General features: G+C 67.2%; 7 protein-coding genes and 1 pseudogene. 7 read left to right on the top strand and 1 reads right to left on the bottom strand.

Going from position 1 to position 12,589, the window contains the following annotated elements:
* Positions 1-99 precede the first annotated feature (99 nt).
* The 7 genes and pseudogenes from AC06E7_RS11635 (at position 100) to AC06E7_RS11605 (ending at position 11,816) form a co-directional block, all read left to right on the top strand.
* Positions 100-2,214 carry an alpha-glucuronidase family glycosyl hydrolase gene (locus AC06E7_RS11635; protein ID WP_478064807.1) on the top strand — a complete coding sequence of 705 codons (2,115 nt, stop codon included), beginning with the start codon at positions 100-102 and terminating at the stop codon, positions 2,212-2,214.
* A gap of 23 nt (positions 2,215-2,237) precedes the next feature.
* On the top strand, positions 2,238-4,193 hold the full coding sequence (locus tag AC06E7_RS11630; protein ID WP_478064806.1) for a sialate O-acetylesterase: 1,956 nt from the start codon (positions 2,238-2,240) through the stop codon (positions 4,191-4,193).
* Positions 4,193-5,878, top strand: a complete 1,686-nt coding sequence (locus tag AC06E7_RS11625) for a glycoside hydrolase family 43 protein (protein ID WP_478064805.1) — start codon at positions 4,193-4,195, stop codon at positions 5,876-5,878. Before AC06E7_RS11630 ends, AC06E7_RS11625 begins: the two co-directional genes overlap by 1 nt.
* The gene (locus AC06E7_RS11620; protein WP_478064804.1) at positions 5,878-8,547 is read left to right on the top strand and encodes a glycoside hydrolase family 3 protein; all 2,670 of its coding nucleotides are present in this window, start codon (positions 5,878-5,880) and stop codon (positions 8,545-8,547) included. Before AC06E7_RS11625 ends, AC06E7_RS11620 begins: the two co-directional genes overlap by 1 nt.
* Positions 8,534-9,994: pseudogene (locus tag AC06E7_RS11615) on the top strand (MFS transporter); the annotation flags it as partial. The gene AC06E7_RS11620 and the pseudogene AC06E7_RS11615, both read left to right, overlap by 14 nt.
* Positions 9,980-10,996 (top strand): glycoside hydrolase family 43 protein, encoded by a 1,017-nt coding sequence (locus AC06E7_RS11610; protein WP_478064946.1) that lies wholly within the window; start codon positions 9,980-9,982, stop codon positions 10,994-10,996. The pseudogene AC06E7_RS11615 and the gene AC06E7_RS11610, both read left to right, overlap by 15 nt.
* Positions 10,986-11,816, top strand: a complete 831-nt coding sequence (locus AC06E7_RS11605; RefSeq protein ID WP_478064803.1) for an aldose epimerase family protein — start codon at positions 10,986-10,988, stop codon at positions 11,814-11,816. The genes AC06E7_RS11610 and AC06E7_RS11605 overlap by 11 nt, the downstream gene beginning before the upstream one ends.
* 178 nt (positions 11,817-11,994) lie before the next feature.
* Here the strand turns inward: AC06E7_RS11605 and AC06E7_RS11600 are convergent, their stop codons facing one another.
* Positions 11,995-12,522: a DUF6622 family protein gene (locus AC06E7_RS11600; protein ID WP_478064802.1), complete on the bottom strand. Its 528-nt coding sequence runs from the start codon at positions 12,520-12,522 to the stop codon at positions 11,995-11,997.
* Positions 12,523-12,589 lie beyond the last annotated feature (67 nt).

Here is a 12,589-nt window from a genome sequence, read left to right as displayed (position 1 = left end):
TTCTTCTTCGTGACGCTGTGGCGTACAAAGCACCGGCTGAGCTTACAAGGTTTGCCGGCCGCACTGGCACACCGCACGCGTGTCGAGCGGTGTCATCGGATGCTGCTTGCTGCGCTGGCATTGATGGCCTGCAGCGCGGGTGCGCGCGCGGAGGATGGCTACGACCTCTGGCTGCGCTACGTACCGCTGGAACCCGTGCTTGCAGCGCACTACCGCACACAACTGGGCGAGGTTGCCGCCCCTGACAGGACGCCCACGCAGCGTGCCGCGCGCGACGAGCTGGCCCGTGGGCTCATGGGTCTGTTGGGCACCGCACCGCGGATCCAAAACGAAAGTTCCGCTGGTCACGTACTTGCGCTTGGTACGCCCCAGTCGTCGGCGTTGATCGCGCCTTTCCGCGAAGAGCTCGAATCGCTCGGGGAAGAGGGCTACCTGCTGAAGCGCACGCGGCGTGATGGGCGCGACATGCTGCTGGTGGCATCGCGCAGTGATATCGGCGTGCTGTACGGCACGTTCCATCTGCTCAGGTTGCTGCAGACGGGCGCGGCTCTGGATGAACTTGCGGTGCACGAGGCGCCCAGGGTGCGGCTGCGGGTGCTTGACCACTGGGACAACCTGGACGGGTATGTCGAACGCGGCTATGCCGGCCGCTCGCTGTGGGAGTGGCAGACGCTGCCGGAATGGCGCGACCCGCGCTACACCGATTACGCACGGGCCAATGCCTCGCTGGGCATCAACGGCACGGTGCTGAACAACGTCAACGCCAACGCACAGAGCCTCGCGCCGCAGTACCTGGACAAGGCGGCCGCGCTGGCGGAGGTATTCCGGCCCTACGGCATCCGCGTGTACCTGAGCGCGCGCTTCAGCGCCCCCATCGAACTGGGCGGGCTCAAGACCGCCGATCCGCTTGACCCGGCGGTGCAGCGGTGGTGGCGCGACAAGGCCGACGAGATCAACCAGCGCATTCCCGATTTCGGCGGCTTCCTGGTCAAGGCCAACTCCGAAGGACAGCCCGGCCCACAGGACTACGGCCGCAGCCATGCCGACGGCGCCAACCTGCTTGCCGATGCATTGGCACCGCACGGCGGCGTGGTGATGTGGCGTGCCTTCGTCTATGCACACGACGTACCCGCCGACCGGGCCACCCAGGCCTACACCGAGTTCGCGGGGCTGGACGGTGCGTTCCGCCCGAACGTGGTGCTGCAGGTGAAGAACGGCCCCATCGACTTCCAACCGCGCGAACCCTTCCATCCACTGTTCGGTGCCATGCCGCGCACGCCGCTGATGATGGAGTTCCAGATCACCAAGGAGTACCTGGGCTTCGCCACGCACCTGGTGTACCTGGGGCCGTTGTTCGAAGAAGTGCTGCATGCCGACACGCGCGCAGGCGGCAAGCGCTTCACTGTGGCGCAGTCACTGAGCGGCATCGCCGGCGTTGCCAACATTGGTACCGATCGCACCTGGAGTGGCTCGCACTTCGATCAGGCCAACTGGTATGCGTTCGGTCGCCTTGCCTGGAATCCCGATCAGTCCTCCCGTGACATCGCCGCGGACTGGGCGGCGATGACCTTCTCGCCAGACCCCGCAGTGGTGCAGCCGATCGTCGGCATGATGATGGCCTCACGCGAGGCCGCAGTGAACTACATGACCCCGCTGGGCCTGCACCACCTGATGGCGCGCGGGCACCACTACGGACCCGGACCCTGGGTGGACGGCGGCCCGCGTGCGGACTGGACCTCGGTCTATTACCACCGTGCCGACCGCAACGGCATCGGCTTCGACCGCACCGCGACGGGCAGCAACGCCGTGGCCCAGTACGCCCCGGAAGTGGCCGCGACCTATGCGGACCTGACCCAGGTTCCAGAGGCGCTGCTGCTGTGGTTCCACCATGTGCCGTGGGACCACCGCATGGTCTCCGGGCGGCCGCTGTGGGACGAGCTGGTGGGTCGCTATTCGTTGGGTGTACGCCAGGTCCAGGCCCTGCAGGACACCTGGGCGGGCCTGCGTGGAAGGGTGGATGCAGACCGGCACGAACAGGTCGCCGCCTTCCTCCAGATCCAGCGGCGCGAAGCGCAATGGTGGCGCGATGCCAGCGTTGCCTACTTCCAGTCGATCAGCGGCAGGCCATTACCAGCGGGTGAAGCGCCACCACTGCACCCGCTGGCGTACTACCAAGCGCTGCAGTTTCCGTCGGCACCGGGAGATGGGCGATGAGCGGTAAACCGAGGATGGGATGGATGTTGGGCAGCGTTCTGGCGTGCTTCGCCGCACCGGCCATGGCGCAGGAATCCGTGACGCCACTGTTGCACCCGCTCTTCCAGGACCATGCCGTCCTGCAGCGCGACCAGCCGATTACCGTGTGGGGCCATGCCGCGCCGGACACCACCGTATCGGTGACGTTTGCACGCCAGACCGCCACGGCACAGGCGGATGCAGAGGGGCGCTGGCGCGTCACATTCAAGCCCCTTGCCGCTGGCGGCCCCTACGAAATGCGCGTACGGGCAGGGCGGGACGTCCAGACCGTGAGCGACGTGCAGATGGGCGACGTCTGGCTGTGTTCCGGCCAATCGAACATGGAGCTGCCGGTGCGGCGCGCACTCAACGCCGACAGTGAAATCGCCTCGGCGGCGCAGCCGGACATCCGCCTGTTCACCGTGCCCAAGGCCCCGGCCGTGACGCCTCGGGAGGGCTTCTCCGGGCCCGTGTCATGGCAACCTGCATCACCGGAAAGCGTGCGCGACTTTTCCGCCGCCTGCTACTTCTTCGCGCGTGAGCTGCGGAAGACCGTCAACGTGCCGATGGGACTGATCCAGTCGGCCTGGGGCGGTTCGCGGATAGAGGCCTGGACCAGCGCCGATGCGCTGCGCGCGCAGGGTGGCATGGAGGATGCCCTGGGTGTGTTCGCGTTGTATGCCAGCGACCCCGTGGCGGCAAACGCAGCCTGGGGCAAGCACTGGCAGCAGTGGTGGGAGCAGCGCGAGGGCGCCACACCCGGCGATGCCCCCTGGCAGCCCGATGCCGACCGCACCGGATGGCGCCAGGCCCCGGCCCAGCTCGGCGCATGGGAGCGCTGGGGCGTCCCGGCGCTTGCCGCGTACAACGGCATGGTCTGGTACCGCACCCAGGTGAAGCTGAGCGCCGCACAGGCCGGGCAGGGCGCACGCCTTGAGCTGGCGCCTGCCGACGAAACCGACGTGACCTGGGTCAATGGCGTGGCCGTGGGCAGCCAGAACGCGCCGGGGGAACCGCGATCCTATCCGCTACCGCCCGGCCTGCTGAAAGCCGGCACCAACAGCGTGGTCGTCAACGTGCTGGACACCTGGGGCGACGGCGGGCTGGCGGGCCCCGCAGAGGCCCACGCCCTGCAGCTGGACGATGGCACCCGGATCGTTCTGGATGCTCCCTGGTGGTACCGCGCAGCGCCCGGCGACCCGACACCGCCACTGGCCCCCTGGCATGCCGCCAGCGGCCTTTCGACGCTGTACAACGGCATGATCGCGCCGCTGGGCAGCTATGGCCTGCGCGGCATGCTCTGGTACCAGGGCGAATCCAACACCGGCGATGGCGCTGGCTACGCGGACAGGCTGCGCGTGTTGCGCGATGACTGGCGCCGGCAGTTCGGCGCGGAAATGCCGCTGCTGGTGGTGCAGCTGGCCGGCTACGGGCAGCCGCCCGTGGCCCCGGTGGAAAGCGGCTGGGCGCAGGTGCGCGAGGCGCAGCGGCGCGTTGCCGCAGAGGACCCGCATTCCGGGCTGGCACTCGCCATCGACATCGGCGATGCCTACGACATCCATCCGCCGAACAAGCAGGAACTGGGCCGGCGCCTGGCCCGCGTGGCGCGTCATGTGGTCCATGGCGAACAGGCGCTGGCAGCCTCCGGCCCGACGGCAAGCAGGGCTTCCCGCACACGGGTTGAGGTCCGCATCAGTTTCGATGATGTCACCGGAACGCTGGTCGCGACCGGTGCGAACGGCCCCATCGGCTTCGAACTGTGCGATGCCGAAGCCAAGCACTGCACCTACGCCGACGCCACGCTGGACGGCAACACCGTAGTGCTGAACAGCCTGCAGGCAGGAACCGCCGCCAGCGTCCGCTACTGCTGGGCAGACGGCCCGGTCTGCACGCTGCGCGACAGCAGCGGCGCGCCCGCCGGTCCGTTCGAGCTCTCCCTCACCTCTTCAGGGACGCCCTGATGCGCCTGCTGATTGCCACGGTACTGCTGCTGTCCGCTGTGTTTCGGGTGCAGGCGGCCACACCCGCAGCCCCGGTCTACTTCGACTGGTTCGAATACGCCGGCAATGACGTGGCGTTTGAACCGCCGCTGCCCGCCGGGCATTACCGCAATCCGATCCTGGCCGGTTTCCACGCTGACCCCAGCATCACCCGCGCCAACGGGAAGTTCTACCTGGTCAATTCCAGCTTCACCTACTTCCCGGGGATCCCGGTATTCGAGAGCGTGGACCTGGTGCACTGGAAGCAGATCGGCAACGTGATCGACCGCCCGTCGCAGTTGGACTTCGATGGCCTCAGCGTGTCACGCGGCATCTTCGCGCCAGCCATCTCATACCACGACGGCGTCTTCTACGTGGTCACCACGGCGGTGGACAGTGGCGGCAACTTCATCGCCACCGCCCGCGATCCGGCCGGCCCCTGGTCCGACCCGCACTGGCTGCCGGGCATCGAGGGCATCGACCCATCGCTGTTCTTCGACGACGGCAAGGTCTACCTGCTCAACAACGACGTGCCGCCCGGCCCGCCGCGTTACGAAGGCCACCGCGCCATCTGGATGCAGCAGCTCGATCTGGCCGCGTTCAAACCGGTGGGGCCGCGCAAGGTGCTCATCGACGGTGGCGTGGAGCCGGCCCAAAACCCGATCTGGATCGAGGGGCCGCACCTCTACAAGCGCGATGGCTGGTACTACCTCTCCGACGCCGAAGGCGGCACCGGCCCGCAGCATTCGCAGGTGGTCCTGCGCAGCCGCGAGGTGTGGGGGCCGTACGTGCCGTACACCGGCAACCCCATTCTCACCCAGCGCGACCTGCCGCAGGACAGGCCGCTGCCGATCACCAACGCCGGCCACGCGGACCTGGTGGAAGGCCCTGATGGCTCCTGGTGGGCGGTATTCCTTGCCAGCCGCAACTACGACACACGCCACTACAACACCGGGCGCGAAACCTACCTGCTGCCGGTGGAATGGCGTGACGGCTGGCCGGTGATCCTGCCGGCGGGCCAGACCATCCCGTACGTCGTCGAAGCGCCATCGTGGATGCAGGGCGAAGCAACACAAGCCCCTTCCACCGGTAATTTCATGGAGCGCAACGAGTTCGACACCCCCACGCTCGGCAACGATTGGCTGCGCGTGCGGGTACCCAAACAAGCCTGGGCGAACCTGAGCGAGCGCCCCGGCTCTCTCGCGTTGCACCCGCTGCCGGAAGACCTCGACACGCTGCGCAACCCCGCGTTCCTGGGCCGCCGCCAGCAGCATCTGCGCTTCGAGGCCAGCACCCAGATGACGCAGCCAGCGGAAGGCGTCGCGGCAGGATTGGCCGCCTTCCAGAGCGAAGCCTACTGGTACTTCCTCGGCGTCCGCAGCGTTGGCGAAGATCGCGCGGTGATCTTCCTTGAAGCGCGCGACGGCGGCGGCGCAACAAAAACACTCGCATCGCGCGAGGTCGCAGCGGCAGCCCCGCTGGGCCTGCAGATAAAAGGGGACGGAGGACGTTATGCCTTCGCCTTCGACACACGCGACGGCCAAGGCTGGCAGACCCTCGCCGATGACGTGGACGGAACGGTATTGAGTACGGATCGTGCAGGCGGCTTCGTCGGCGCCCTGCTGGGACCATTCGCGCGCGACGAGCGCGCCCTGAGGAGCAAATGATGACGCGAAGGCCCCTGTTCCGCACGCTGGCGCTCTGCGCCGCCATCAGCCTGGCCACCGTCGGCCACGCCGCCGCGCCGCAGCCATGGCTCGATACCTCGGCCAGCTTCGAGACCCGCGCCGCCGCGCTGGTCGCGCAGATGACCCTGGAGGAAAAGGCCGCCCAGATGCAGAACGCCGCGCCCGCCATTGAACGGCTGGGCGTTCCCGCGTACGACTGGTGGAACGAAGGCCTGCACGGCGTGGCCCGGGCAGGGCAGGCCACCGTGTTCCCACAGGCCATCGGCCTGGCCGCCACGTTCGACGTACCGCTGATGGGACAGGTGGCCACCACCATCAGCGATGAAGCGCGCGCCAAGCACCACCAGTTCATCCGCGAGGGCTCGCATGGCCGCTACCAGGGGCTGACCTTCTGGTCGCCCAACATCAACATCTTCCGCGACCCGCGCTGGGGGCGCGGCCAGGAAACCTACGGCGAAGACCCGTACCTCACCGCGCGCATGGGTGTGGCCTTCGTGCACGGCCTGCAGGGCGATGACCCGGTGTACCGCAAGCTGGATGCCACCGCCAAGCACCTGGCCGTGCACAGCGGCCCCGAGGCCGACCGCCACCACTTCGACGCCCGGCCCAGCAAGCGCGACCTGTACGACACCTACCTGCCGGCGTTCGAGGCGCTGGTGAAGGAAGGCCAGGTGGATGCCGTGATGGGCGCCTACAACCGGGTCTACGGCGAATCCGCCAGCGCCAGCCACTTCCTGCTGCGCGACGTGCTGCGGCGCGACTGGGGTTTCAAGGGCTACGTGGTCTCGGACTGCTGGGCCATCGTCGATATCTGGAAGCATCACAAAATCGTGCCGACCCGCGAAGCCGCCGCCGCGCTGGCGGTGAAGAACGGCACCGAGCTCGAGTGCGGCCAGGAATACGCCACGCTGCCCGCAGCAGTGAAGCAGGGCCTGATCAGCGAAGCCGAGATCGACGACGCAGTCACCCACCTGTTCACCGCGCGGATGCGGCTGGGCATGTTCGATCCGCCGGAACGCGTGAAGTGGGCACAGATCCCGGCATCGGTGAACCAGGCCCCCGCACACGACGCGCTGGCCCTCAAGGCGGCACAGGAATCGCTGGTGCTGTTGAAGAACGATGGCGTGCTGCCGCTGTCACGCAATCTCAAGCGTATCGCCGTGGTGGGCCCCACCGCCGATGACACCATGGCGCTGCTGGGCAACTACTTCGGTACCCCGGCCGCACCGGTAACGATCCTGCAGGGCATCCGCGATGCCGCGAAGGGTGTCGAGGTGCGCTACGCACGCGGTGTGGACCTGGTGGAAGGGCGCGATGATCCCAGCGCTACGCCCCTGCTCGAAGCCACTTACCTGCGGCCTTCCGTGGATTCCCCCGAGCGCGGCCTGCGTGGTGAGTATTTCCGCACCGCCGATCTTTCCGGAACGCCGGCCCTGGTGCGCACCGATGCCCAGATCGGCTTCCGCTGGGACCGCGGCTCGCCAACCGACAACCTGCTGGCCCGCGGCGAAGCCGCCCCGGGGCAGGGCATCCCCAACGACGGGTTCAGCATCCGCTGGAGCGGTCAGCTGCTCCCGCCGGTGTCGGGTCGCTACCGCATCGAGGCCGCCGCCGACGACGGCTATCGCCTGTACGTGGACGGCAAGCGCGTCCTGGACCATTGGACCAGCAGCGACCGCCTGCATGGAGATGGCGTGGACCTGGACCTGGAGGCCGGGCGCGCGTACGAAGTGAAGCTGGAATACTTCGATGCCGAGCGCGACGCCGGCGTGCGGCTGGGCTGGCGCATGCCTGGTGCCAAGCCGCCGTTTGAGGAGGCTCTGGATGCCGCGCGCAATGCCGATGTGGTGGTGTTCGTCGGCGGCTTGACCGGCGACGTCGAAGGCGAGGAGATGAAGGTGAACTACCCGGGCTTCGCCGGCGGCGACCGTACCGACCTGCGCCTGCCCGCGCCGCAGCGTGCGCTGCTGGAAGCCCTGCACGCCACCGGCAAGCCGGTGGTGATGGTGCTCACCGGCGGCTCGGCCATGGCGGTGGAATGGGCGCAGGCGAACCTGCCGGCGATCCTGATGAGCTGGTACCCCGGGCAACGCGGCGGCACCGCCGTGGGCCAGGCGCTGTTCGGCGATACCAACCCCGGCGGGCGGCTGCCGGTGACGGTCTACAAGGCAGACCAGGCGATGCCGGCCTTTGACGACTACACCATGGAAGGCCGCACCTACCGCTACTTCCGGAGCACGCCGCTGTACCCGTTCGGGCACGGCCTGTCTTACACAACCTTCGACTACGGAAAACTGCGCCTGGATGCGCCCCGCATTCCCGCAGACGGGCAACTCAAGGTGCAGGTGGACGTGGTCAACACCGGCAAGCGCGCAGGCGATGAAGTGGTGCAGCTGTATGTGCGCCGGGTGGATGCCGCGCCGGGTGATGCGCAGCAGGCGCTGCGCGGCTTCCAGCGCGTGCAGCTGGCTCCGGGCGAGCGGCGTACCGTGGCGTTCGATCTGGATGCAACGCAGGCCCTGCGCCAGTACGACGAAGCGCGGGCGGCTTATGTCGTGCCGCCGGGCGCGTACGAGGTCAGGGTAGGCAGCTCCAGTGCCGACGCCCGCGTGCAGGCCCGCTTCACCGTGGAGGCTGCCCGTGACTGAGCACGTCCTGTCGGTACGGGAAAAGCTGGGCTACAGCCTGGGCGACCTTGCTGCGAACCTGATCTTCCAGACGCTGATCACCTACCTCGCGTTCTTCTATACCGATGTGTACCGGCTGCCCCCTGCCACGGCGGCGACGATCATCTTCGTGATCGGCCTGCTGGGCGCCTTCGTGTTCACCCCGCTGATCGGCATCGCCGCGGACCGCACCGCAACACGCTGGGGCAAGTTCCGGCCGTGGATCCTGTGGACGGCGGTACCGTTCGGCGTGCTCTCGCTGCTGGCCTTCAGCACCCCGCAGCTGGGAGCGCAGGGCAAGATCATCTACGCCCTGGGCACCTACGGCCTGCTGATGCTGGTCTACGCAGCCAACAACCTGCCGTATTCCGCGCTCAGTGGTGTGCTCACCGGCAGCATGGCCCAGCGCAACAGCCTCTCGGCCTACCGCTTCGTGGCGGTAATGATCGCCCAGTTCATCATCCAGGTGCTGCTGTTGCCGCTGGTGCTGATCCTCGGTGACGGTGACCGCGTGCTGGGCTTCGAGCGGGTCATGACCGTGTTCGCGGTGGTGGGCACCGTGTTCTTCCTGATCACCTTCGCCACCACCCGCGAGCGCATCGTGCCGGCCAAGGAACAGACCGGCGGCGTGCTGCAGGACCTGGCCGACCTGCTGCGCAACCGCCCGTGGCAGGTGATGCTGGCCCTGACGATCCTGGTCTTCATCAACCTGGCCCTGAAGGGCGGCACCTACATCTACTACTTCCAGTACTACATGAGCGAGCCCGCTCTCGCAGGCTTTCTCGACAACACCGGCTTCAACCGCTTCATCTGCGGATTGAACGCCACGCTCAATGGCATGGGGCTGTCCGGCTTCGCGTGGCCGGAGGATCCGGCAACCTCGGCGTTCAGCCTGTTCAATGCCTGCGGCATCATCTGCATGATCCTGGGCATCGGGGTCTCGCGCCGGTTGGCCGATCGTTTCGGCAAGCGCGATGTATTCGGTGGCGCGCTGCTGGTCTCCACCGTGTTCCTGCTGGTGTTCTACTTCTTCCCGCCCACCGCCGTGGCCGTGGCGTTCGTCTCCTTCATGCTGCACGGCTTCTTCTACGGCATCACCATTCCGTTGCTGTGGGCGATGATCGCCGACGTCGCCGACTACTCCGAATGGAAGAACAACCGCCGTGCCACCGCGATCATCTTCTCGGCGATGCTGTGCGGCCTGAAGATCGGCCTCAGCATTGGTGGCGCACTGGTCGCGGGCATCCTGGCGTACTACGGCTACCAGGCCGGCGCAGACCAGCAGCCGGAAGGCGTGGTCAACGGCATCCGCCTGACGGTGAGCGTGTACTGCTCCCTCCCGTTCCTGATCGCCGTGGCGATGCTGTTCCTCTACAAGATCGACAAGCGCATGGAAACCCGCATCGAGCAGGACCTGCAGCAGCGCCGCGACGGCAACAACCTTGTGCACCTGGCGGCACACGCCATCTCCCAGCCGCTGGTGACCCACATCTACACGGCCGATCCGTCGGCCCATGTGTTCGAGGGGCGGCTGTACATCTATCCCTCGCACGACATCGACGCCGGCGCGCCGTTCGACGATGACGGCGGGCACTTCGGCATGGAGGACTACCACGTGCTGCGGATGGACAGCCCCGCCGGCAAGGCCACCGACTGCGGCATGGCCCTGCATGTGCGTGACGTGCCCTGGGCCGCAAAGCAGATGTGGGCTCCAGACGCGGCCCACCGTGACGGCCGCTACTACCTGTACTTCCCGGCCAAGGACGGGGAGGGGCGGTTCCGCATCGGCGTCGCCGTGGCCGATCGCCCGGAGGGTCCGTTCACCGCCGACCCGGAGCCGATGGCCGGCACGTACTCCATCGACCCCGCCGTATACGAGGACGAGGACGGCGCGCACTACCTCTACTTCGGCGGCATCTGGGGCGGCCAGCTGCAGAAGTACCGCGACAACCGCTACGACGCCACGCACGAAGAGCCCACCGGTGATGCGCCGGCACTGGGCCCGCGCGTCGGCCGACTGGACGCAGGCATGACCCAGCTGGCCGAGCCCACGCGGGAAGTCATCATCCTGGATGAGCACGGCCAGCCACTGCGCGCCGACGACCATGAGCGGCGGTTCTTCGAGGGGCCGTGGCTGCACAAGTACCAAGGCAGGTATTACCTGTCGTACTCCACCGGCAACACCCATCTACTCTGCTACGCCATCGGCGACAGCCCGTACGGCCCGTTCACCTATGGCGGCGTGATCCTCAAGCCGGTAGTGGGCTGGACTACGCATCACTCTATTTGCCAGGTCGAAGGGCAGTGGTACCTGTTCTATCACGACTCCCTGTTATCGGGCGGGGTCACCCACCTGCGCTCGGTCAAGTGCACCCGGCTGCACATGGAAGCGGACGGCAGCATCCGGACCATTGATCCCTATGGCAACTGAAAGCCCGTTGCCCATCGACGACGCGCAGGCGCCACTGCCTGCTGGGCACCTGCACTGGTTGCGGGCGGGCAGGCTGGAGGTGGCACTTGCCCCTGAGGCCGGCGGACGTATCGCCCGCATCCGCCATGAAGGCGTCGAGTGGCTGGTGGACGAACGGGAGAGTGGGGCCGCCACCATCGCCTGGGGCTGCTACCCGATGGTGCCGTGGGCCGGCCGGATCCGGCACGGGCGCTTCAACTTCGATGGCAGGGCGTATGCATTGCCAACAAACTTCGGCGAACACGCCATCCACGGGGTAGGGTTCGCACTTCCCTGGCGCATCGACAGTATCGCGGCGGACAGCGCCACGCTGTCGCTGGAGCTTCCGGAGGACGACTACTGGCCCTTCGGTGGCACCGCAACGCAGGTCATCCACCTGACGCCAAACAGCTTGGAACTGCGCCTGGCAGTGCAGGCCGGCACCCAACCGATGCCGGCCGTAATCGGCTGGCACCCGTGGTTCCGCAAGCCGGATGCGTTGCTGTTCGCGCCCGACGCCATGTACCCACGCGACGAGGAGGGCATCGCCAGGTTGCCACTGGCAAGCGCATCCTCCGGCCCATGGGACGACTGCTTCATCAACCAGAAGGACATAACACTGGTGTACAGCGGCCAGCGCCTGACGCTGCGTGCCAACACCGAACACTGGGTGGTCTACGACGCCGCGCCGCACGCCACCTGCGTAGAACCCCAAACCGGCCCACCAGACGCATTCACCCTCGCACCCAAGACACTGGAGCCAGGCCAGCAACTCGAGCTACGCTTTGAGCTGAGCTGGTAGGGTCGCTTCCCAAACGACCGCCGATAGCGGTGATCGGCACGGTAACGCATGACCCAACATCGAAAACGCGCCGCCTGCGTTCGAGGTCATGCCCTAGAGGAGTAATCACCACCCCGGCGGTTGATTGGGATGCAACCCTACCGGCAGCCGGCATCCAAGATCCCGGCGGACAGGTGCCTCAGCCGGTCACCTGCAGGTCATCGCCCGGCGTGGCGCGGCGCCAGGCGGCCACGTACCGGATGTACTTGCCGATGAAAATGCCAGTGAAGCCGCCCGACAGCAGCAGATACGCAGCGCGGAAACCAACATCCCCCGCAAGCGTCGGCGACATCGCCAGCGCGGATTCAAACCCGTACTTCACCACGAATGTCACCAGCAGCAGCGGCAGCAGGCTGTAATCCGCGCTGCGCCACAGCTTCCCGGTTGCCCGGTTCGCGGTCAGCACTGCACGGCGAAGCATCATCCAGCCGATACTCATCCCCGCGCCGATGCCGACCAGCCACAGCGCCCACGCCTGCCAGGACGTGCCATAGCGCGCACTGATCGACCACAGGCCCCACGCGGTGAACAGGGCAGGCACCACCGCCAGCCGCCCCAGCGTGATCTCCCCCGGCTTCATCGCGGCGACACCGCGCGTGATCAGGAAGATCAGAAGCGCCCAGACCCAGATCGGGGTGTGGGAAGCGAATTGCTGCAGGATGTTCATGGAGGGTCCTTGGCTTGGGGTTGGTGCCGGCCGTGCAACGCCGTGCGGGAATGGGGTAATTCTCGCT

It is taken from the genome of Stenotrophomonas sp. Steno-Z4, from assembly GCF_056393145.1.
The sequence above is the reverse complement of the archived record's forward strand: the minus strand, read 5'-3'. Positions and strand labels throughout refer to the sequence as shown.

Excerpts from the sequence above, each read along its gene's own strand:
- AC06E7_RS11600 (WP_478064802.1), bottom strand. The coding sequence starts at position 12,522 with ATGAACATCCTGCAGCAATTCGCTTCCCACACCCCGATCTGGGTCTGG.
- AC06E7_RS11630 (WP_478064806.1), top strand. The coding sequence starts at position 2,238 with ATGTTGGGCAGCGTTCTGGCGTGCTTCGCCGCACCGGCCATGGCGCAG.
- AC06E7_RS11605 (WP_478064803.1), top strand. The coding sequence starts at position 10,986 with ATGGCAACTGAAAGCCCGTTGCCCATCGACGACGCGCAGGCGCCACTG.
- AC06E7_RS11625 (WP_478064805.1), top strand. The coding sequence starts at position 4,193 with ATGCGCCTGCTGATTGCCACGGTACTGCTGCTGTCCGCTGTGTTTCGG.
- AC06E7_RS11620 (WP_478064804.1), top strand. The coding sequence starts at position 5,878 with ATGACGCGAAGGCCCCTGTTCCGCACGCTGGCGCTCTGCGCCGCCATC.
- AC06E7_RS11635 (WP_478064807.1), top strand. The coding sequence starts at position 100 with ATGCTGCTTGCTGCGCTGGCATTGATGGCCTGCAGCGCGGGTGCGCGC.